This is a genomic window from Bradyrhizobium sp. (assembly GCF_049519115.1).
GTDB lineage: Bacteria > Pseudomonadota > Alphaproteobacteria > Rhizobiales > Xanthobacteraceae > Bradyrhizobium.
Window position 1 is genome coordinate 327,511 of record NZ_JBEKRB010000001.1, and the last position, 20,084, is coordinate 347,594.

Sequence of the window (20,084 nt, forward strand, 5' to 3'; positions counted from 1 at the left end):
GCCGGGCTTTTTTCGTTTTGGAAGCTGTATTTGAAATTTGACTTGCTTTCGAGAGGTAGCCGGGGGTGTATTCTGCCCTCGCCACGGCAATCTAAACGCACCGCGCCCGTGATCCCGGCGACGATGTGGTCGCCCTCATTGTCCATCTTCAAGGAGTTGTTCCCATGACGCATGCCATCCGCTTTCACAAGACCGGCGGCCCCGAGGTCCTCGTCTGGGAGGAAGTCAACGTCGGCAAGCCTGGAGCAGGGGAAGCGCGCATTCGCCACACTGCGGTGGGACTCAACTTTGTCGACATCTATAACCGTTCGGGCGTCTATCCGTTACCGCTGCCGAGCGGTCTGGGCGGCGAGGGCGCTGGCGTCGTCGAGGAAGTAGGCACGGGCGTCACCGACTTGAAGCCGGGCGATCGCGTCGCCTATGGCGCGGCCCCGCTCGGCGCTTACGCCGAAGCGCGGCTGATTCCAGCGGAGCGGCTTCTTAAGCTGCCTGACGGTATCGACGACAAGACCGCGGCAGCGATGATGCTCAAGGGCCTCACCGTGCAATATCTGATCCGCCAGACCTATCGCGTCAAAGCGGGCGACACGATCCTGCTTCACGCCGCCGCCGGCGGCGTCGGCCTGATCCTGTCGCAATGGGCCAAACATCTCGGCGCCACCGTGATCGGCACCGTCGGCAACGACGAGAAGGCTACGCTTGCGAAAGCCAACGGCTGTGCGCACGTTGTCGTTTATTCGCGCGAGGATTTTGTGAAGCGCGTCGACGAAATCACCGGCGGCAAGAAAGTCCCGGTGGTCTACGATTCCGTCGGCAAGGACACGTTCCTGAAATCGCTGGATTGTCTCGCGCCGCTCGGCGTTGCCGCTCTGTTCGGCGCGTCCTCCGGTAACGTCGATCCGCTCAACCTCGGCCTGCTGGCGCAGAAAGGGTCGCTGTATGTGACCCGTCCGACGCTGAACACTTACGCGGCCAAAACCGAAAACCTTCGCGCCATGGCGAAGGAATTGTTCGAGGTGGTAACGTCCGGCGCGGTCAAGATCGACGTGCGCCAAACCTATGCGCTGAAGGATGCCGCCAAGGCGCATGCCGATCTGGCCGCGCGCAAGACCACGGGCTCGACCGTTCTGCTGGTGTGAGACGCGATGGCCCGTGTTCTCATCCCTTTGCCGGCGCGGGACTTCGATCCGAGCGAAGCCGCCGTGAGCTGGCAGGTGTTGTCGAACGCGGGCCATACCGTCAGCTTCACGACGCCGGATGGTAAACCCGCGGCCGCCGACGACATGATGTTATCAGGAGAAGGCCTCGATCTCTGGGGTACAATTCCGCTGCTGCGGAAACTGCCGCTGATCGGGCTTTTGATGCGCGCCAACCGCGATGCCCGCAACGCCTATGCGGCGATGATTGCTGATCCCGGTTATTCGAGTCCGCTACGCTGGGATTCCGTCGATGCTGCCGCGTTTGACGGATTGCTGCTTCCGGGCGGACATCGCGCACGCGGCATGCGCGACTATCTCGAGAGCGCAGCACTTCAGCGTCACGTTGCAGATTTCTTTGAGGCGCAAAAGCCGGTCGCCGCGATCTGTCATGGTGTTCTGTTGGCCGCGCGCAGCCGCTCGGCCCGAACAAGCCGTTCGGTGCTTTACGGCTACAAGACAACGGCGCTGACCTGGGCGCTAGAGAACAGCGCCTGGAAACTCGCCCGCATTACGCGGTTTTGGGACCCGGACTATTACCGGACCTATCTGGAGCAGGCGGGTGACCCCGACGGCTATATGTCGGTGCAGCAGGAGGTGACGCGGGCGCTTGCGAGCCCAACCGACTTTCTCGATGTTCCCACATGCGATCCCGACTACCGTCGAAAGACCTCCGGCTTGCCGCGCGATTCCATGGGCGACGCGCGGCCGGCCTTTGTCGTGCAGGACCGCAACTATATTTCGGCACGATGGCCCGGTGACGTCCACACCTTCGCAAAAGCCTTTGCCGGCCTGCTGAAATAATGGGCCGGCGAAGCCCAGGTAAGAGCCGAGGCAAACTTTGGCTTGGCTGTTATCTCTTCGCACACTAGCCGAAGCGGAGCCTGTTGTGCTTTGATGCACCTAAGGCCAGGGCCCAAAGAGGCCTTCTTATCGAGCCGTGCCAAAAACGGCGGATGACGGTGAAAGTCCGTGGCCAGACAGGGAGGATACGACGTGGAAACACGAGGCCTGGAAGGATTCGGCCGGACCATGCTGGCCAAGATCTGGAACCAGCATGTCATCGCTCGCATCAGCGACGATACAGACCTTCTTCATATCGATCGCCATTTGCTGCACGACCTCGGGGGTTCGCGCGGGCTGCTCGACCTCAAGAGCCGGAATCTTCCCGTGCACAATCCCGAACTCACCTTCGCCACGCCGGACCATGCGATTTCCTCGGCGCATGGCCGGGCCGGCACCAGCAAGACAGGAATCGAATTGCTGGAGGGGCTGCGGGCCGAGACCTCGGCAAGCGGCATCACGATGTTCGATATCGACCAGCCCGGTCAGGGCATCGTCCATGTCATCGGTCCCGAGCTTGGCCTCAGCCTGCCGGGCTGTTTGATCGTCTGTGGCGACAGCCACACCTGCACGCATGGCGGACTGGGCGCGCTCGCGTTCGGCATCGGCTCGAGCGAGTTGGCGCATGTGCTGGCAACGCAGTCGCTGATCCAGCGCCGTCCGAAAACCATGCGCGTGAAGTTCGAAGGTAAGATGTCGGCAGGCGTGACGCCGAAGGATCTTATCCTGGCGCTGATCGGTCATGTCGGTGCGGCCGGCGGCACCGGTTATGCAGTCGAATATGCCGGCAGCGCCATCCGCGAGATGGGAGTCGAAGGCCGGTTCACGATCTGCAATCTGTCGATCGAGCTCGGCGCCAAGATGGGCATGATCGCGCCGGATGAGAAAACCTACGACTATGTCCGCGGCCGGCGCTATGCGCCGAAGGGCGCGATGTGGGAGCGCGCGCTCGCGGCGTGGCGTCAACTGCCGAGCGATGCGGACGCCGTGTTCGACCGCGAAGTCACCATCGATGTTACGAAGATCATCCCGCAGGTGACCTGGGGCATCAGCCCCGAACATGTCATCGGGGTCGATGGCCGGATTCCCGATCCGAGCGAGGTTTCTGATCCCGCCCGCCGCACCGCGATAGAAACTGCACTCGATTATATGGGACTGAAAGGCGGCGCCCCGATCATGGGCACACCGGTCGATTGGGTGTTTATCGGCTCCTGCACCAATAGCAGAATGAGTGATTTGCGCGCGGCCGCCGCGATCGCCCGTGGCCGCAAGGTCGCGCCCGGCGTGCGGGCCTGGGTGGTGCCGGGCTCGGAAACGGTCAAGCGAGAAGCAGTGGCCGAAGGGTTGGACAAACTCTTCGTGGAAGCCGGCTTCGAATGGCGCGAGCCCGGTTGCTCGATGTGTCTTGCCGCCAATGGCGAGATGCTAGCGCCGGGCCAGCGCTCGGTGTCGACCTCCAACCGCAATTTCATCGGCCGCCAAGGGCCGCAAGCGCGGACTCATCTCGCGAGCCCGGCGATGGCGGCAGCCGCCGCGATCTCGGGCGCGATCGCCGACGTGCGAACGATGGAGCGATAGATGCCGAAGCCTTTTACCAAACTGAGCGCGATCGCGGCTCCGATCATGCGTGGTAATATCGATACCGACGTGATCATACGCATCGAACGTCTGGTCGGTAATTCCATTCGCGGCACGCTTGGCAAATGGGCATTCGGCTCGCTGCGTTATCTGCCGAGTGGTGCGGAAAATCCCGACTTCATTCTCAACCGCGAACCTTACCGGAACGCGGAAGTGCTCATCACCGGCCCGAACTTCGGCTGCGGATCGTCGCGGGAAGGCGCGGTGTGGTCGCTTCAGGAAATGGGCATCCGCGCCATCATCGGCTCGGGCTTCGGCGACATCTTCTCTGCCAATTGCTTCCAGAACGGAATCCTCCCGATCATGGTCGACAAGCAGATCGTCGACGCGCTGGCGATGGAAGTCGAGCACAGCCAGGGCGCTGGGCGCGTCAGCATCGATCTGGAAGATCAGACCATCACATCGCCCACGGGAAAGGTGCATCGCTTCGAGATCGATCCGCGCCGTCGCGCCGGACTCCTCAAAGGCCTCGACGAGATCGCGCTGACGCTGCAACGCGACACCGAAATCCGTGCCTTTCAGGCAACGGATCGCGAAGCGCGGCCATGGATTCATCTTGCAAGGAATCAGGCATGAGTACGTCGTCGAATATGATGAAGATCGCCGTCGTCGGCGGCGAAGGCATCGGCCCCGAGGTGACGGCGCAGTCGCGGCGCATTCTCGACTGGTTTGCCAGCAAACGTAGCGTGCCGATGGTGTTGCGTGAGGCGCAATATGGCCTCATTCCGTATCTTTCGACCGGCAAGGTACTTCCCCCCGATACCGCCGAAGCGATGGAGGAGGCCGACGCGATTCTCTGGGGCGCGACCGGCGGCCCTGAGACGAAAGAAGTGCCCGCGGAGGCCCGCAAGGCGGGAGGGCTACTGTCGTTGCGCAGCAAATACGATCTCTATGCGAACCTTCGGCCCATCAGGGCCAATCCGGCTCTGGCGGAATCGGCGCCGCTGAAGGCGCGGGTGCTGAAGGACGTCGATTTTGTCATCATCCGCGAACTCACCAGCGGCATCTATTTCGGCGAACCACGCGGTATCGAAAAGCTCGCCGATGGCCAGCGCCGCGGCTTCAACACCGAGCAATACACCACGAGCCAGGTGCGACGCGTGGCGCGCGCTGCGTTTGAACTCGCGCGAACCCGGCGAGGCAAGGTCTGTTCGGTCGATAAGGCCAATGTGCTCGAGACCAGCGTGCTGTGGCGCGAGGAAGTCATCGCGTTGCATGCCGAAGAATTTTCCGACGTCGAATTAAGCCACATGTATGTCGATAACGCCGCGATGCAGATCGTGCGCGAGCCTGCGCAGTTCGACGTGATGGTGACCGGGAACATCTTCGGCGATATCCTTTCGGATTGCGCGGCGATGGCATCGGGTTCGCTCGGCATGCTGCCGTCCGCTTCGCTTGGCCCGGTCGATCGCCACGGCCGGCGCAAGGCGCTGTACGAGCCGGTGCACGGCAGCGCGCCCGACATCGCCGGACGCGGCATCGCCAATCCACTTGGCTCGATCCAGAGCGTGATCATGATGCTGCGTATGACGCTCGACCGGCCTGACGATGCAGACCTGCTCGAACAGGCCGTCGATCTCGCGCTCGCAAGCGGCGCGCGAACCGCCGATATTGCGGAGCCCGGCGCCAAAAGGCTTTCGACCAAGGAGATGGGCGATGCGGTATTGGCGGCGCTCGAGAGGGTCTCAAGCAGCGTAAAGGAGAGGGCTTGATGGCGGCCTTCATCACCCGACGCTCGGCGCTGACCGTGATCGCAGGTGGCGCCAGCTTCGCTGCTACCTCGGCGCGGGCCGGAGATATGAGCGGCCGCGCCATCTATCCCGTTGCCGTGCCGATCTATCAGTCGCAATTTGTCGCCGACCGCGCCGGTTATTTCAAGGACGCCGGCCTCGACTGCAAGCTCATCCAGGGCGGCAGCGGCGTCAAGACGCGCGAGATCATCGCCTCATCCCAAGGCGATGTTGGCATCGGCGACGTCACCCATCCGATGCAACTGGCCAATCACGGGCGGGCAGGGCGGATTCTGTTGCCGACCGACACCCGCAGCAGCTCAGTGATGTTCATCATCGGCAAAGACCTTTGGGACCAAGGAATCACGACGCTGGAGAAGCTGACCGAATGGAAGCGGCCCGATGGCCGCAAGCCGATCGTCTCGGTCTCGTCGCTCGGCGGCACCAATCACGTCTGGTCGTCGTATTACATGGAGACGATGGGGCTCGCCGAGAAGGTGACCTGGATCGGCACCGGTAATGTCGACACGATGCTCGGTTCCCTCAAGAGCAAGCAGGTCGACGTGCTCGTGAGCTCGCTTTCCTTGCTGAACGAGTCGCAGCAGCAGGGCTGGGGAACGCTGTTGTTCGACGGAACTGATGAGGCAATCTGGAACAAATATATCGGCGGCAAGGTTCCGGTGACCTGCCACTTCACGGTGCAGTCCACGATCGACAAGGACCCACCCAAGATGCAGGCTTACGTCACCGCGTTGTGGCGCGCGGCGCAATGGATCAAGACGCATTCGCCGGACGAGGTTTGCGATGCGATCGAGCCCTATGTCGGCAGCACGTCGCGATCGGCCAACCTGCTCGAAGTCTCCGCCTTGCAGAAGGTCGCGGACTATGACGGCGCGATCGATGCGGCGAGTTTTGCGCGCGGTGAAAAAGTCTGGTTCCGGGAGATGACCGGCATCAAGCCGTTGACGATCGCCGAAGTGGTGGCTCCCGACTTCGTTCAATCCGCCCGCAAGGCGTATCCGGGTTGATGGCGACAGCCGCCATGCCCCTTGATCGATCGCAGGATGTGAGCCGGATCGACGTCAGAGGCCTGAACAAGACGTTTCAGCTCGCGGGCACCGCCATCGAAGCCGTGCGCGGCGTTTCCTTCAGTGTCAGGCGCGGCGAGTTCGTGGCGCTGCTCGGGCCATCCGGCTCCGGCAAGAGCACTGTGCTTAACATGATCGCGACCCTGATCAGGCCGACCAGCGGGCAAATCCTGATCGATGGAACGCCGATCTTGCCGCGCAAGGCGACGCCTAATGTCGGCTATGTGTTCCAGCGCGACACTTTATTTCCGTGGCGCACGGTCGCGGACAATATCGGCTATGGCCTGCAACTCGAGGGCCGCGGCGAGGCCGAGCGCAAGGAGCGCGTCGCGGCCTGTATTGCGCAGGCCGGCCTGAAAGGTTTTGGCGACGCCTATCCGTCGGCGCTGTCCGGCGGCATGCGCCAGCGCGCGGCGCTGATGCGCACGCTGGTTGTCGAGCCGCAGATCCTGTTGATGGACGAGCCGTTCGGCGCACTCGATACCCATACCAAGATCGACATGCACGAGGTCCTGCTGCGGATCTGGGAGCGCGAGCAGCAAACGGTGCTGTTCGTCACCCACGATCTCGGCGAGGCGCTGACGCTCGCCGACCGCATCATTTTATTCTCGGCGCGGCCGGGCCAGATCAAGGACATGTTCGAGGTGGATTTTCCGCGGCCGCGCGATGCCGTGAAAGTGAGGGAGACGCCGCGTTACGCCGAACTGTTCCAGCACATCTGGCACTCGCTCGGCGAGGAATTCGTCAGGGGGCGCGAACGATGAGCATGCGCCAGAACGGGCTCAGCACGCTGGCGTGGCAGGTATCGATCTGCGTCATTGTGCTGTCGGTCTGGCAGTGGGGCTATCAGTTGCACACGCGTTTGCCGTGGCTCGTGCCGGACTTGCTCGATCCCTATTTCATCTCGAAACCATCGGAGATTTTCGAGCAGTTTCTGATCCTCAGCTGCCTCAAGTCCAAGCTTGGCGTCTTCAACGGCTGGTTCAACGGCGACTTCGCCAAGTGCATGGCGCGCACTGAAAACAACCTCTGGGTCGCAACCGCCATCACGCTCAAGAACACGTTCTTCGGCTTCATCATCGGCGTCACCAGCGGCTTTGCCGCAGGCCTCATTTTGGGGCGTTCGGACCGACTGAGCGCGATCTTTCAGCCTTTTATTACGGCCGTGAACTCGATTCCCCGGATCGCGCTCGCGCCAATCATCGTGCTCGCCTTCGGCATAGGCGACACTTCCAAGATCGTGACGTCGTGGATCGTGGTAGTTTTTCTCGTGTTCTACAACACGTTCGAGGGCGCGCGTTCGATCGACGAAGGCTTCATCAACGCCGCGCGACTGCTGGGGGCGAGCGAATGGCAGATCACCCGCACGGTCGTGATCCCTTCCACGATGGCCTGGGTATTTGCCTCACTGACGCCCGCAATTTCGTTTGCGCTGATCGGCGTCATCGTCGGGGAATTCATTGGCGCCGAAAAAGGCATCGGCCGTCTGATCATCGAGTCGGAGGCGCGTGGCGAAGCATCGGGCATGATGGTCGCGGTCACGGTCTTGATGCTGGTCGGCGTCGTGCTCGCGGCTCTCATCCGCCGGCTACAGGCCTATCTCCTGCGCTGGCAGCAGCACAACCGGGCAGACTGAAGTATTTGTCTATTTGCTCGCGAATGCTATGAGCATGCGGGCATTAAAGAGGTTTCCGATGAGCATCACGGTCTACGGGTTCTGGCGGTCGATTGCGTCCTTTCGCATCCGGGTCGCGCTGAAATTGAAGGCACTTCCGTTCGAGGAAATCTCCATCGACATCCTCCAGGGCGAGCAGTTCAAACCCGGCTATGACGAGGTCAACCCCGAGCATGTGGTGCCGACCTTCATCCATGATGGTCACACGCTGTACCAGTCGCTCGCGATCATGGAATATCTCGACGACATCAAGCTGAGCCCGCGGCTGTTGCCGGACGACGTCAAGGAGCGAGCCTATGCACGCTCGCTGGCGCTGATGACCATTGCCGATACCCATCCGCTGACCGTGCCGCGGGTACGCAAACATCTCGCGACGACCTTTGGCGCCGACGCTCACGCGATCGAGGCATGGGGTGCGCATTGGAGCACCGAGGGGCTTGCGGCCTATGAGCGGTTTTTAGGTCGCCGTAAGCCTGCGCCGTTTGCACTCGGCAAGGACGTCGGCGTTGCCGATATCTGCATCGCTGGCCACGTGGTCGGGTCGCAGTACTTGAAGATTGGGCTCGACGCGTATCCGCTGGTCAAGGAGCTTTCGGATCGCCTCTTCAAGCGGCCGGAATTTTCGACCTCACATCCGTTCGAACAGCCTGACTACAAGACGTCAGGCGCGAAGCATTAGCCTCGGACTCAAAAACGGCGGCGGTGCCTTCCCTCCCCCTTGCGGGGTCCGAGGCGAGTAAGCTCGCTCTCGAGGTCGGCGGCGAGAGCGAGCCGGGGTGGGGTTTAAAAGGCTAACGTCTATTCAATTTTGTCAGCTCTGGCGCCCCACCCGACCGTCGCTTCGCGATGGGCATCCTCCCCACGCTACGCGGGGGAGGGATAAGATGAGGCAATCCTCAGACATCCAATCCCAGCACGCGCGCGGCATTGCCGCCAGCGATCTGCGCCAGCGTCGCCTCGTCCATGCCCTGGACGCCCGCGACATGTCCGAGCGGATTATATTCGGCCATGTCGAAGGGATAATCGGTGCCCATGACGATGCGGTCGGGGCCGAACACGTCGATTAGATATGCCAGCTGGTGATAGCTGAACACGACGGTGTCAAGATAGACCTGACGCAAATACGTCGTCGGCGGCAACGGCAGTTCGCCATGCGAATCCTTTCGCGCGCCCCAGGCATGGTCGATGCGGCCGGAGTAGCCCGGCAGATAGCCGCCGCCATGCACGGCCATCAGCTTCAACTCGGGGAAGCGCGCCAGCGTGCCTGAGAAGATCAGGTTGTGAAGCGCGAGCGTCGTTTCGAGCGGATTGCCGAGCACGTTGTTGAAATAGAAATTCGTCAGGCGATCACCATGGGTGAATCCGTTCGGATGCATCATGATGAAAGCACCGAGTTGTTCGGCGCGGGCAAAGAAGGGACGGAATTTCGGATCGGATAATTCCTGGCCGTCGACATTGGTCAGGATTTCGACGCCCTTCAGCTTCAAATCCCTCATGATGTAATCGAGCTCGCGCACCGCCAACTCAGGCTCCTGCAAGGTGACGACGCCGAGCCCGACAAACCGGTCAGGCTTGCGCGCGCAATATTCCGCCACACCGTCATTGGCGAGCTTGTGCGCCTGCTCGGCGATCTCCGGCTTGACCGCGTAGTAACATTGCGGCGGCGCGGGCGCGACGACCTGGATATCGATGCCCATCTTGTCGAGATCGAACAGGCGGCGGTCGATCGTCGTCATGACCTCGGCGACATCCTTTTCCTGCTGCGCGTTGATGTCCTTGGTCTCAGCATTGGCGAAATGCGCCAGCGGTACCCGCGACAGATCGACATGCGGTCCTGCGAGCTTGGCGGCTTGCGGAACGACGATGTGGGCGTGAATGTCGATCGTCGTGGACGAGGGCCGCCGCGCAAGGCCGTCGGCATCGTGGTTGCGTGCGGCGGTGCGGCCATAGCGGTTCTTAGCATCGATCATGGAAGGACTCTGTTGTTGGGTTGAAGCAATAGAACAGTCGAATGTCGGTTGATCAGGATCTAGGCTTGCGCCGGGTCCAGTGGACGGAAACCGTGGTCGCGTCGGCCTCGCCAAGCCCGTCCGCTTCCGCCTCCTCAAAGCAGGCCAGGGCGCTTTTCGCAACCGGCAGTTCGGCATGGAGGGAGGCGGCAAATTGCACGGCGGTGGCGAGGTCCTTTTTGGCGGCCGTGATGCCGAAGGCGGTCTCGCCGAGCGGCGCGCCGCCGAGCACTTTGGCGATGATCGCGCCGCGGCCTTTCATCGCGGCCGGTGCGCCGGCGGTGTCGGAGAGGATATCGATAAGCCGCTCGGCGGGAAGGTTGAGCGGCTTGCAGATGGTGAGGGATTCACCGAGCGCCTGCCAATAAACCAGCAATGGAAGATTGACCGCGAGCTTCAGTGTGGCGCCGGCGCCGAGCGGACCGACGTGCTCGATCCTTCGGCAAAGCTGCTCGAGCAGCGGTTTTGCGCGCGCGACGTCGGCTTCAGAACCGCCGACAAAGCCAAACAACTTGCCTTCCTTTGCCGGGACTTTGCTGCCGCCGACCGGGCATTCGACAAAGCCCGCGCTGAGTTGCATGACGGCGTTGCCGACCGATGCCATCGTCTCGGGGCGGATTGTGCTCATGTCGATCACGAGCTTGTCAGCGAGCTTGGCTGTCAGGAGGCCATTCGCGCCGCGATAGACGGCTTCGGTCGCCGCATCGTTCAAGAGCATGACGACCACGGTGTCGCACCCTTCCGCAAGCGCGGCCGGAGAGGCGAAGGCCTTGGCGCCGGCGTTCACCAGCGGGTTTGTTTTTGCCGTGTCGCGATTCCAGACGCCGACCTCATGTCCCACCGCGATCAAACGCTGCGCGATCGCGGCTCCCATTCTTCCCGTTCCGCAAATGCCGACTTTCATTTTTGCCTCGATCTGATGCTGTCTGGTTTAGTGGGCATGATACACGCCAAGATGCTGCGTGATCAGCTCTTCGGCGATTTCGGTCGCGTTGCCCGTAAAGACGCAGCGGCCGGTGTTGAGAATGACGGCCTGGTCGGCCACTTCCAGCGCCAGTTTCCGGTTCTGCTCGACCAGAACGATGGACTGGCCTTCTTCCTTCAGCCGTTTGATGGTGCGGCCGACTTCCGCGACGATCAGCGGCGCCAGCCCCTCCGACGGCTCGTCGAGCAGCAGCACACGGGGATTGCCCATCAGCGCGCGGCCGATCGCGAGCATCTGCTGCTCGCCGCCGGACAGCGTACCGGCAAATTGCGCGTGCCGCTCCTGCAAGCGCGGAAACAGCTCGAAGATGCTCGCGACGTTCCATTGCCTGGCGGTCGCGTTTTCACGCTGGCGGGCGACGATCAGGTTTTCGCGCACCGTTAGCGACGAAAAGATCCTTCGGCCCTGCGGCACGAGGCCGATGCCGAGCCGAGAAATCCGTTCTGGGCTTAGGCCTCCGATCGGCTCGCCGAACAGGCGGATGTCGCCTTCCTTCGGCGTCAGGAAGCCGACAACGGTGGAGATGCAAGTGGTCTTGCCGGCACCGTTGCGCCCCAACAGCGCCAGCACCTCTCCCTCCCTCAAGGAAAAGCCGACGCCGTGCAGAATATGGCTGTCGCCATAGAAGGCGTGCACGTTCGAAAGGGTGAGGGCCTCAGACGCCAAGGTACACCTCGCGCGTTCGTGCGTCGGCGATCACCATGTCGCGTTCACCGTCGACGATGACGCGGCCGTAATTGAGCAGCGTCACCGTTTCGGCAAGATCGAGTGCGGTGTCCATGTCATGTTCGATCATGACCACGGTCGTCTCTTTCGAAATCGACGCGATCTCGGATTTGACGGTGGCGCGTTCGCTGTTGGAAAGGCCGGCCAGCGGTTCGTCCAGCAACAGCACGCGCGGCTTTTGCGAAAGTGCCATCGCGAGTTCGACCCGGCGTTTTTCGCCGTAGGCGAGGTCGGATACCGGATGGTCCGCGAGGTGAAGGAGGCCGACGCTGTCGAGCGTGCGGCGGGCTTCGGTCGCAAGATGCCGATACGAGGACAGCGGCCGCCACATCTGCCAGCGCGAGGGCAACAGGCCGAGCAGGCCGAGCGTGACGTTGTGTTCGAGCGTATCGCCGGCAAACAGCGTAATGATCTGGTAGGTGCGGGACAGGCCAAGATGCGCGCGCCGATAGGGCGCAAACATCGTGACGTCTTTGCCGAACAGTTTGATCTTGCCGGAGTTGGGCCGCATGTCGCCAGAGATCTGGTTGAACAGCGTAGTCTTGCCGGCGCCGTTGGGGCCGATGATCAGGCGGCGCTCGCCCGGCCGGATCGAGAGCGACACGCCTTGCGTGACCTTCAAGCCGCCGAATGATTTGTTCAAGGCGGCGATTTCAAGCGCGAGGCTGGATGACGGCGCGGTCATGACGATCGCCTCCGCAATCGCGCAGTGAGCTTCTGCAAGCCCGGAACGATTCCCGTCGGCATCGCGAGCACGATGAACAGGAACACGAGCCCGAGCAGCATGTTCCAGCGCTCGATATAGGCCGAGGCATAGTTCTTCAACAGCAGCACGAGCGCCGCGCCGACGGCAGGTCCCCCGAGCGTTCCGGAGCCGCCGGCAATCACGCCGAGGAGGGCTTCGGCCGAGCTCGTGGTCGAGAGCGAGGTCGGGTGGATGTATTTGTTGTAGTAGACGTAAAGCAAACCGGCGACCCCGCCCCAGAACCCGGCATAGATGAAGGTGATCCAGCGGATCATCCAGGGATTGAAGCCGAGCGCGGCCATCCTCCTTGGCTGGTCGCGCACGCCCTTCAGCGATGAGCCGAACGACGACGATACGAAGATCGCCATCATCGCGAAGGCAATCACCGCGACAATCAATGCGAACCAATAGAACGAGGCGGCGCTGTCCAGCGAAATGCCGAAGGGCGAGGGGCGGGTCAGCCCGGCAAGGCCGTTGTCGCCGTTGGTGACATCAGACATGCGATAGGCCAGGCCCCACAGCACCTGCGATAGCGCCAGCGTAATCATGAGAAAGCCGAGGCCGGTGGCGCGAAGCGCAACGACGCCGAAGAACGCTGCCATCGCGACCGTTCCCAGGATCGAGATCAGCGCGGCGGGGCCGTGGCCGAAGCCGTAGCGGCTGGTCAGAAGCGCGGAGAGATAGGCGGCGACGCCGAGATAGGACGCATGCCCGAGCGAGGTCATGCCGCCGAACCCAACGAGCAGGTTGAGGCTGAGCGCGAAGATCGCCGCGATCAAGATCTGGCTGGCCAGGTTGACGTAGAAATCGCCGGCGACAAGCGGTGGCAACAGCAACGCGGCGGCAATGAGGGCGCTCCCGATCCACTTCATGCGCCGGCGCGTCCGAACAGGCCCTGCGGGCGAAACGCGATCACCACGATCATCGGCAGGAACAGGATGACATAAGCGAGTTCGGGAAACAGCGCGGTGCCGAACGTATAGATGAAGCCGATGATGAAACTGCCGATGAAGGCGCCAAAGAGACTGCCGATGCCGCCGAGAATGACGACGATCAATGCGAGCGGCAGCATGTCGGCGTCAAGTCCGGGATAGGCGGAAAGAATCGGCCCGCCGAGCACACCCGCCGCGCCGGCGATGCCCGTGCCCAGACAAAACACGATGGTGAACAGGCGCGAGACCGGGATGCCGACCGCGCGCGCCATCTGGCGGTCGTCGACGCCGGCGCGGATCATCGCACCCAGCCGCGTGCGATCCATCAGGACATAGAGCGCGATTGCGGCGACGATGGCGACGGCAACCAGCACCAGCCGGTAGGTCGGGAATACAAAGCCGAACAGCCGCGTCGGCGTCTGCAGACTTTGCGGCGTCGGCACCGGAATGGAATCGCCGCCCCACAGCACGAGGCAGGCATCCGAAATGATGAAGGACATGCCGAGCGTGACCAGCACCTGGCCGAGCGGATTGGTCTTCAGCCGCGTCAGCACCAGCCGCTCGAACAGGCCGCCGAGCGCGGCGACGGCGATACCGGCGCCGAGCGCCGTGACCCAGATATTCAACCCGCTATAGTCACGCATCGCTACGGCGCCGAAATAGGTGCCCAGCATGAAGAACGCGCCGTGCGTGAGGTTGGCGAGCCGCATCAGGCCGAAGATCAGCGAGAAGCCGGACGACAGCAGAAACAACAGGCCACCGAGCGACAGGCTGTTGAGACCCTGGATGATCCAAAACTGCATCTAGCGGTCTCACCTTCCGTTCCACTCGCTTGCGGGGTTTTATCCCGCAAGCCCGCGCAAGATGTCAAAGCTCCAGATTCTTGGCCGGCGGATAATCGCGCGAGTAGACCGGGTTCTTGAGGAATTCGTTCTTGTCGTAGGTCCAGAACTGGCTGACATCCGGATAGGTCTTGATCACGGAATTGACCAGCCGGCCGTCGCTCCGCGTCACCTTTCGGATGTAGACGTCGCCGATGATATTGCCGAATTCGTCGAACTTGATGGGGCCGCGGATCGTGTCGACGTTGGTGCCGCGGATCGCGGCCATCAGGGCTTTCCTGTCTTCGGCATTGGCCTTGATGGTCTTCAGCGCGGCTTCCAGCACTTCGCCGGCAATGTAAGTGCTCGCGGCATAGTAGCCGGGGTCGTATTTGAACTGCTTGCGGAACGCCGGCGCGAACACCTTGTTGAGGGGGTTGTCGACTTCGGCCGAGTAAAAGCTCGTGGTGACGATGCCGAGCGCCTCGTCGCCCATGTTGCGCAGCACGGATTCATCGAGCGCGGTCATGCCGCCGATCACGGCCATCTTGTCCTTCAGGCCGTATTCGACGAACTGGCGCAGGAAACGAAAACCGTTGGAGCCGGCATAAGCGACGAAGATTGCATCCGCGTTTTTGACCTGCGCGACATAGCTGCCGTAATCCGGCGTCGCCAAGGGCGTGAAGATCTTCTGGATGATCTTGCCGCCATTGTCCTCGAACACGCGCTGGAAGCCGGCGCACATTTCGTGGCCATAGGCAAAGTCGTCGGCAATGGTGACAATCTTCTTGTATTTGAGCTCCTTGGCCGAGTATTCGGCCAGTGGATAGGCGCATTGCGCCGCGGTCGAACTCAACCGGACGTACCAGGGGCTCGGATGCCGCTGGGTCATGTCTTCAGCCGCCGAGACGCCGAGCGTCGGCACCTGCTTTTCCGTGAGATAGTCGGCGATCGCGAGTGCTTCAAAGGCCGCGAGCGGGCCGATCATGCAATGGACGTCGTTCTTTTCCACCAGCTCCTGCGCCTTGGTGCGGGCGGTGGCGGGGACGCCGGCGGTGTCGGCCACGATCAGGTCGACCTTGCGGCCGGCCAGCGTGAAGTCATGCTCCTTGAGGAACATGGTCAGCGCCAATTCCATGTCGATGCCGCCGGAGGCGAGCGGTCCGGTCTTGGCCGCCAGAAGCCCGATCCGGACCGGGCCGGTGCCTTGCGCAAATGCAAGGTTGGGGCTCGCCAGCGTGGCCAGACCAGCGCCAGCAGCGCCTGATACAAATTGTCGTCGCGAAATCGTCATGATCCCCTCCCGAGGCAACTCAGCCGAAACACCGCGCTTGTTGTTTTCTTGGACGATTTATCGGACGGAAGCGCTAAATGATCAAGTGATAACCACGCTTTCAGCCCTGACCGGCCAAGCACTAAAGTCAAAAACAGGCGCTGGTTGAGGATTTTGACGCGGTGCGGTAGCGCCAATGCGCCAGATGCGACGATTGGCCTTAGAGCGTTTTGAGCTAAGCATGCCCTCGGACTTGATCCGGGGGTCGGAACCGGTTCGCATAGCAATCAAGTTTACGCAGATTGCGTAGACTTATCTGCGGTAGAAAACGCGTCAAAACAAAAGACTAGGCGCCGCCCGTAGGGCAGCGCCTATTTGCCGTTTTTGTTGCCGCTTTTGGGAGCGGTGACGATGGTCTTTTTCAGGACTTCGAACACCGAAGCCGTGTCCTGATCGCCGAGCCCCATGGCCATGGCCTGCGTATAGACCGGCTGGGTCAGCGTGAACATCGGCGTCTCAACGCCGACATCGCCGGCGAATTCGGCGATGATCGCCATGTCCTTTTTCCAGGTCGAAACCTTCATCGTCGCGGGTTCATATTTGCCTTCGACCATCATCGGCGCCCGCATCTGGAACATGCGCGAGCCGCCAGCGCCGGGGCCGACCATCTCGACCACGAGCTTCGGGTCGAGGCCGGCACGTTCGGCCAAAATCATCGCTTCTGCCGTTGCGACATTGTGGATCGCGACCAGATGGTTGGCGACGAATTTCATCCGGCTGCCATTGCCGTAAACGCCGAGGTCAGCGCTTTGCTTGCCGAAGTCGGCAAACAGCGGAACGCACTTGGCGATCGCAGCGCTGTCGCCGCTCGCATAGACGATGAGATCGCGCAACTTGGCCTGCGCGCCGGTGCCGCTCAAGGGACAATCGAGCGCGATATGGCCGGCTTGTTTCAGGATCGCCTCGAACCGGAGCTTGTCGGCGAGCGTGAGCGTCGAGAGCTCGACGACGATGCGCGGTGGCTGGCCGGAATCGGCGATGGCTTTCGCGACGCTTTCGACCGCGGCCGGCGTCGGCAGGCTCGTCATGATGATCGGCGCATTGCGGACGACATGGGCCACGTTTTCGACGATCACGACATCGGCTTCGGCAAGTTCGGCGCATTTCGCAGCGTCGGTATCGAAGCCGATCACGCGCCAGCCGCGTGCGACCAGATTGCGCGCAATAGCGCCGCCCATAATGCCGAGCCCGATGATCCCAACCGTCTTGTCCATCAGAAATTCCCACCGAAAGTCTCGCGCCGGAAATGGCGCGACCGTGTTCTCAATAGCGATTGATCGGCCGCTAGACAATCGCCAAGCCGATCTCTCCTGACGCGGCTTTGTAGAAAATAGGAATTGTTCTGCAGATATTGTGCAGTTGCTTAACGCGCCGGATTTCGACACAAACAAATTCGATATGCGTGATCGATCCGCTGGCCTGTCGCGGCAACCCCAGATATTCACCATATGAAAAAACCCGTCATCGTCGTCACGCGCTCCGATGCCGTATGCGACTCCGCGTCCGCGCAATTCAAACCGGCATGACCTCGATCTCGCGGCGCTGGACGCCAGCGAAGCGCGGTTAAAACGCACGTTCGGGGCGGGGATCCCCACCAACGCCGATTGCGCTGCCGCCGCGCTCTCCGGGACCGCTGGCCATCACGCCGCAGATATGAACAAACGCTCAAAATCCGCTGGTTCGAGCGGTCTGTATTTTGGCCGAATTCGATTGACGGGCAAGGCCGGCCGCGCCTTAATTAGTGATCGGGCGATAAACAATGGCTCAACGCCCGGGGCGAGCTACCCTTGATGGAAGCTTGGAACGAGAATCGAGCGTATAAGAATACGTCCGCGCAAGTAGCGATCGGGAGGATCGCGAGATGACAGCACCCGGTCTGAAGACCCATGCGGCATCCCCTTCCGGGGCGGAGGCCGACAGCCGCGCCTACTCGGCGATGGTGGCGCGCGCCGCGGCGCTGGCGCCGCGCCTGCGCGAGAGCGCGCGAAGTTCGGAGCAATTGCGCTGTCTGGCTGAGGAGACTGAACGCGAATTGCACGAAAGCGGTCTGTTCCGGATCGTGCAGCCCAAGCGCGTCGGCGGCTCTGAGCTGGATTATATCGCGCTGATCGATTGCGCCGACGCGATCGGGCAGGGCGATGCCTCCGCGGCCTGGACCTTCGCCAACCTTGCGAGCCACCACTGGATGCTCGCGATGTTCGATTCCCGTGCCCAGGATTCGGTCTGGGGCAAGAATCCCGACGCGTTGATTGCCTCCTCCTTTATCTTTCCCGCGGGCCGCGCCCGAAAGGTCGATGGCGGATATGTGCTGCGCGGCAGTTGGCCGTTTTCGTCCGGAGTGAATTGCAGCGAATGGAACATGCTGGCGAGCGTGGTGTCGTCCGAGGATGACGCCGACGGCATCGAGTATCGCATCTTCCTGCTGCCCAAGGGCGACTATCGCATCAAGGATACCTGGGACGCGGCGGGCCTGCGCGGCACCGGCTCGAACGATGTCGAGGTTGCAGACGCGTTCGTCGCCGATCACATGACGGTCGGAGTCCACGAAGTCGCCGGCGGGCCTACGCCCGGCAGCCGCATCAACCCGAATGCGCTGTATACGCTGCCGGTGTTCTCGCTGTTCCCCTATGTACTGTCAGGCGTAGCGCTCGGCAACGCGCAAGCCTGCCTCGACGATTATGTCGATCTCGCGCGGCATCGCGCCTCGACCTATAACCGCGCCAAGATCGGCGATCTCCAGGTCACCCAGATCAAGATTGCGGAAGCCGCCTCCAAGATCGACGCGGCGCGCCTGATCATGCGTTCCACCTGTATCGAGGCGCTGGCCGATGCGCGGCGCGGACATATTCCCGATATGGCCGCGAAGACCAGGATGCGGCGCGACGGCGCTTTCTCGGTCAATCTCTGCACCGAGGCGGTTTCGCTCCTGTTTGCGGCGAGCGGCGCGCGCGGGCTTTATATGTCCGGCGCCTTGCAGCGGCAGTTCCGCGATGCGCACGCGATCAACTCCCACATCGCCTTCAACTTCGATGCGGCGGGCACCAATTACGGGCGGGTCGCGCTTGGCCTGCCTTCCGAAAACCTGACGCTGTGAGACGATGAACGACAAGCCAACGCACGTGCCGGAGCCCGAGACCGCCAACGAGCTTTCGAGCGGCAGTTCGGCGCTCGATCCTCGAGACTTTCGCAACGCACTCGGCACCTTTGCCACCGGCGTCACCATCATCACGGCGATGGCGGACGACGGCAAACCCTACGGGCTGACCTGCAACTCCTTTGCCTCCGTCTCGATCAATCCACCGCTCGTGCTGTGGAGCCTGGGGATGTATTCGCAGGGCTTGCCGATTTTCCAGAATGCGAGCCACTTTACGGTGAATGTGCTCGGCGCCTCGCAGGAGGCGTTGGCGACGACATTCGCGAAGTCCACGGTCGACCGGTTCGCCGGCGTCGACTGGAAGCCGGGCCTCGGCAAAGCGCCGTTGCTCGCGGGCAGCGTCGCTCATTTTCAATGCCGCGCCGCCAACCGTTATTATGGCGGCGACCATGTGATCTTTTTGGGCGCCGTCGAAGCCTACGCCTATAACAAACAAGAGCCGCTGTTATTTCTCGGCGGCGGCTTTGGGCGATTTGCGGTGCCGGCCGGCTCATGAGCAAGAAAGCCATCGCCAAACGCTCACGGGTCAAGCAGAAGCGGTTGTCGCCCGACGACCGCCGCCAGGAATTCGTCGCCAAGGCCACTGAGTTCTTTGCGGAGGAGGGATTTGGCGGCGGAACGCGCGCGCTGGCGCGACGGCTCGGTGTGACGCAGCCGCTGCTCTATCGTTATTTTCCGAGCAAGGACGACCTGATCAAGGAAGTCTATCGCACGGTCTATCTCGAACCGCTCGGCGACGGATGGGAGAAACTGCTTGCCGACCGCTCGCGGCCGCTTCCTGAACGTTTGAAGGAGTTCTACGAGGCCTATACCGGCGTGATCTTCAGCCGCACCTGGCTGCGCATCTATTTTTACTCCGGCCTGAAGGGGCTTGAGATCAATCGCTCCTATGTCGGCATCGTCCGCGACAAGATTTTATCCCGCATTATCCGGGAGTGCCGGCATGCGGTGGGATTATCGGCGCAAAGCAGGCCGAGCGCGGCCGAGATCGAAATGGCCTGGGTGTTTCACAGCGGCATTTTCTATTACGGCGTCCGCAAATTCATCTACGAAGCGCCGGTGCTCGAAAGCAAGGAGCAGATGATCAGCGACGCGGTCGATGCTTTTCTTGCCGGCTTCGCGCATGTGTTCGGCGAGAAGGAGAGCGTGCGCCGTTCTCCGGTGAAGGCGCTGGTTTAGACGAGGCACCACGGTGAGGGTGCGCTCCCT

The 20,084-nt window shown here is 62.0% G+C and carries 20 protein-coding genes; 12 read left to right on the forward strand and 8 right to left on the reverse strand.

Annotated features, from left to right (window positions below; translation table 11 throughout):
* Positions 1 to 164: 164 nt before the first annotated feature.
* The 9 genes from ABSE61_RS01645 to maiA all read left to right on the forward strand — a co-directional run bounded on the left by ABSE61_RS01645 (position 165) and on the right by maiA (position 8,849).
* Entirely contained in the window at positions 165 to 1,139 is a 975-nt protein-coding gene (locus ABSE61_RS01645; protein WP_423869309.1) for a quinone oxidoreductase family protein, read from the forward strand.
* 6 nt (positions 1,140 to 1,145) lie between these two features.
* A complete protein-coding gene (locus ABSE61_RS01650; protein ID WP_423869310.1) occupies positions 1,146 to 2,000 on the forward strand; it encodes a type 1 glutamine amidotransferase domain-containing protein in 855 nt (284 codons plus the stop codon).
* A gap of 228 nt (positions 2,001 to 2,228) precedes the next feature.
* Positions 2,229 to 3,617 (forward strand): 3-isopropylmalate dehydratase large subunit, encoded by a 1,389-nt coding sequence (gene leuC / locus ABSE61_RS01655; protein ID WP_423869362.1) that lies wholly within the window; start codon positions 2,229 to 2,231, stop codon positions 3,615 to 3,617.
* Entirely contained in the window at positions 3,618 to 4,253 is a 636-nt protein-coding gene (leuD, locus tag ABSE61_RS01660) for a 3-isopropylmalate dehydratase small subunit (protein ID WP_423869311.1), read from the forward strand.
* Complete coding sequence (gene leuB, locus ABSE61_RS01665; RefSeq protein ID WP_423869312.1) at positions 4,250 to 5,389, forward strand: 3-isopropylmalate dehydrogenase; 1,140 nt, start codon at positions 4,250 to 4,252, stop codon at positions 5,387 to 5,389. The genes leuD and leuB overlap by 4 nt, the downstream gene beginning before the upstream one ends.
* The gene (locus ABSE61_RS01670; RefSeq protein ID WP_423869313.1) at positions 5,389 to 6,435 is read left to right on the forward strand and encodes an ABC transporter substrate-binding protein; all 1,047 of its coding nucleotides are present in this window, start codon (positions 5,389 to 5,391) and stop codon (positions 6,433 to 6,435) included. Before leuB ends, ABSE61_RS01670 begins: the two co-directional genes overlap by 1 nt.
* Before the next feature lie 14 nt (positions 6,436 to 6,449).
* Positions 6,450 to 7,259 carry an ABC transporter ATP-binding protein gene (locus tag ABSE61_RS01675; protein ID WP_423869314.1) on the forward strand — a complete coding sequence of 270 codons (810 nt, stop codon included), beginning with the start codon at positions 6,450 to 6,452 and terminating at the stop codon, positions 7,257 to 7,259.
* Positions 7,256 to 8,131 (forward strand): ABC transporter permease, encoded by an 876-nt coding sequence (locus ABSE61_RS01680; RefSeq protein ID WP_423869315.1) that lies wholly within the window; start codon positions 7,256 to 7,258, stop codon positions 8,129 to 8,131. The genes ABSE61_RS01675 and ABSE61_RS01680 overlap by 4 nt, the downstream gene beginning before the upstream one ends.
* A gap of 58 nt (positions 8,132 to 8,189) precedes the next feature.
* Positions 8,190 to 8,849: a maleylacetoacetate isomerase gene (maiA, locus tag ABSE61_RS01685; protein WP_423869316.1), complete on the forward strand. Its 660-nt coding sequence runs from the start codon at positions 8,190 to 8,192 to the stop codon at positions 8,847 to 8,849.
* Positions 8,850 to 9,066: 217 nt separating this feature from the next.
* Here maiA and ABSE61_RS01690 read toward each other — a convergent pair whose 3' ends face one another.
* The 8 genes from ABSE61_RS01690 to ABSE61_RS01725 all read right to left on the reverse strand — a co-directional run bounded on the left by ABSE61_RS01690 (position 9,067) and on the right by ABSE61_RS01725 (position 17,169).
* On the reverse strand, positions 9,067 to 10,140 hold the full coding sequence (locus ABSE61_RS01690; RefSeq protein ID WP_423869317.1) for an amidohydrolase family protein: 1,074 nt from the start codon (positions 10,138 to 10,140) through the stop codon (positions 9,067 to 9,069).
* Positions 10,141 to 10,192: 52 nt separating this feature from the next.
* Positions 10,193 to 11,083: an NAD(P)-dependent oxidoreductase gene (locus ABSE61_RS01695; protein ID WP_423869318.1), complete on the reverse strand. Its 891-nt coding sequence runs from the start codon at positions 11,081 to 11,083 to the stop codon at positions 10,193 to 10,195.
* A gap of 27 nt (positions 11,084 to 11,110) precedes the next feature.
* On the reverse strand, positions 11,111 to 11,830 hold the full coding sequence (locus ABSE61_RS01700) for an ABC transporter ATP-binding protein (protein ID WP_423869319.1): 720 nt from the start codon (positions 11,828 to 11,830) through the stop codon (positions 11,111 to 11,113).
* Entirely contained in the window at positions 11,820 to 12,575 is a 756-nt protein-coding gene (locus ABSE61_RS01705) for an ABC transporter ATP-binding protein (RefSeq protein WP_423869320.1), read from the reverse strand. The genes ABSE61_RS01700 and ABSE61_RS01705 overlap by 11 nt, the downstream gene beginning before the upstream one ends.
* The gene (locus ABSE61_RS01710; protein ID WP_423869321.1) at positions 12,572 to 13,507 is read right to left on the reverse strand and encodes a branched-chain amino acid ABC transporter permease; all 936 of its coding nucleotides are present in this window, start codon (positions 13,505 to 13,507) and stop codon (positions 12,572 to 12,574) included. Before ABSE61_RS01710 ends, ABSE61_RS01705 begins: the two co-directional genes overlap by 4 nt.
* Positions 13,504 to 14,370, reverse strand: coding sequence for a branched-chain amino acid ABC transporter permease (locus ABSE61_RS01715; RefSeq protein ID WP_423869322.1), 867 nt, complete (start codon positions 14,368 to 14,370; stop codon positions 13,504 to 13,506). Before ABSE61_RS01715 ends, ABSE61_RS01710 begins: the two co-directional genes overlap by 4 nt.
* A gap of 64 nt (positions 14,371 to 14,434) precedes the next feature.
* Complete coding sequence (locus ABSE61_RS01720) at positions 14,435 to 15,682, reverse strand: ABC transporter substrate-binding protein (RefSeq protein ID WP_423869323.1); 1,248 nt, start codon at positions 15,680 to 15,682, stop codon at positions 14,435 to 14,437.
* Positions 15,683 to 16,032: 350 nt separating this feature from the next.
* The gene (locus tag ABSE61_RS01725) at positions 16,033 to 17,169 is read right to left on the reverse strand and encodes an NAD(P)-dependent oxidoreductase (protein WP_490338361.1); all 1,137 of its coding nucleotides are present in this window, start codon (positions 17,167 to 17,169) and stop codon (positions 16,033 to 16,035) included.
* 413 nt (positions 17,170 to 17,582) lie between these two features.
* On the opposite strand from ABSE61_RS01725, the gene ABSE61_RS01730 reads away from it, so the two are divergent.
* From ABSE61_RS01730 to ABSE61_RS01740, 3 genes are read left to right on the forward strand one after another with little or no spacing between them, the layout of a single operon-like run.
* A complete protein-coding gene (locus ABSE61_RS01730) occupies positions 17,583 to 18,815 on the forward strand; it encodes an acyl-CoA dehydrogenase family protein (protein WP_423869325.1) in 1,233 nt (410 codons plus the stop codon).
* Between the two features lie 4 nt (positions 18,816 to 18,819).
* Positions 18,820 to 19,371: a flavin reductase family protein gene (locus ABSE61_RS01735; protein ID WP_423869326.1), complete on the forward strand. Its 552-nt coding sequence runs from the start codon at positions 18,820 to 18,822 to the stop codon at positions 19,369 to 19,371.
* Positions 19,368 to 20,054, forward strand: coding sequence for a TetR/AcrR family transcriptional regulator (locus ABSE61_RS01740; protein WP_423869327.1), 687 nt, complete (start codon positions 19,368 to 19,370; stop codon positions 20,052 to 20,054). Before ABSE61_RS01735 ends, ABSE61_RS01740 begins: the two co-directional genes overlap by 4 nt.
* The last annotated feature ends 30 nt before the right edge of the window (positions 20,055 to 20,084 follow it).

Excerpts from the sequence above, each read along its gene's own strand:
- ABSE61_RS01650 (WP_423869310.1), top strand. The coding sequence starts at position 1,146 with ATGGCCCGTGTTCTCATCCCTTTGCCGGCGCGGGACTTCGATCCGAGC.
- leuB (WP_423869312.1), top strand. The coding sequence starts at position 4,250 with ATGAGTACGTCGTCGAATATGATGAAGATCGCCGTCGTCGGCGGCGAA.
- leuD (WP_423869311.1), top strand. The coding sequence starts at position 3,618 with ATGCCGAAGCCTTTTACCAAACTGAGCGCGATCGCGGCTCCGATCATG.
- ABSE61_RS01670 (WP_423869313.1), top strand. The coding sequence starts at position 5,389 with ATGGCGGCCTTCATCACCCGACGCTCGGCGCTGACCGTGATCGCAGGT.
- ABSE61_RS01735 (WP_423869326.1), top strand. The coding sequence starts at position 18,820 with ATGAACGACAAGCCAACGCACGTGCCGGAGCCCGAGACCGCCAACGAG.
- ABSE61_RS01690 (WP_423869317.1), bottom strand. The coding sequence starts at position 10,140 with ATGATCGATGCTAAGAACCGCTATGGCCGCACCGCCGCACGCAACCAC.
- ABSE61_RS01715 (WP_423869322.1), bottom strand. The coding sequence starts at position 14,370 with ATGCAGTTTTGGATCATCCAGGGTCTCAACAGCCTGTCGCTCGGTGGC.
- ABSE61_RS01730 (WP_423869325.1), top strand. The coding sequence starts at position 17,583 with ATGACAGCACCCGGTCTGAAGACCCATGCGGCATCCCCTTCCGGGGCG.
- maiA (WP_423869316.1), top strand. The coding sequence starts at position 8,190 with ATGAGCATCACGGTCTACGGGTTCTGGCGGTCGATTGCGTCCTTTCGC.
- ABSE61_RS01695 (WP_423869318.1), bottom strand. The coding sequence starts at position 11,083 with ATGAAAGTCGGCATTTGCGGAACGGGAAGAATGGGAGCCGCGATCGCG.
- ABSE61_RS01720 (WP_423869323.1), bottom strand. The coding sequence starts at position 15,682 with ATGACGATTTCGCGACGACAATTTGTATCAGGCGCTGCTGGCGCTGGT.
- ABSE61_RS01710 (WP_423869321.1), bottom strand. The coding sequence starts at position 13,507 with ATGAAGTGGATCGGGAGCGCCCTCATTGCCGCCGCGTTGCTGTTGCCA.
- ABSE61_RS01705 (WP_423869320.1), bottom strand. The coding sequence starts at position 12,575 with ATGACCGCGCCGTCATCCAGCCTCGCGCTTGAAATCGCCGCCTTGAAC.
- ABSE61_RS01680 (WP_423869315.1), top strand. The coding sequence starts at position 7,256 with ATGAGCATGCGCCAGAACGGGCTCAGCACGCTGGCGTGGCAGGTATCG.
- leuC (WP_423869362.1), top strand. The coding sequence starts at position 2,229 with ATGCTGGCCAAGATCTGGAACCAGCATGTCATCGCTCGCATCAGCGAC.
- ABSE61_RS01740 (WP_423869327.1), top strand. The coding sequence starts at position 19,368 with ATGAGCAAGAAAGCCATCGCCAAACGCTCACGGGTCAAGCAGAAGCGG.
- ABSE61_RS01725 (WP_490338361.1), bottom strand. The coding sequence starts at position 17,169 with ATGGTGAATATCTGGGGTTGCCGCGACAGGCCAGCGGATCGATCACGC.
- ABSE61_RS01645 (WP_423869309.1), top strand. The coding sequence starts at position 165 with ATGACGCATGCCATCCGCTTTCACAAGACCGGCGGCCCCGAGGTCCTC.
- ABSE61_RS01675 (WP_423869314.1), top strand. The coding sequence starts at position 6,450 with ATGCCCCTTGATCGATCGCAGGATGTGAGCCGGATCGACGTCAGAGGC.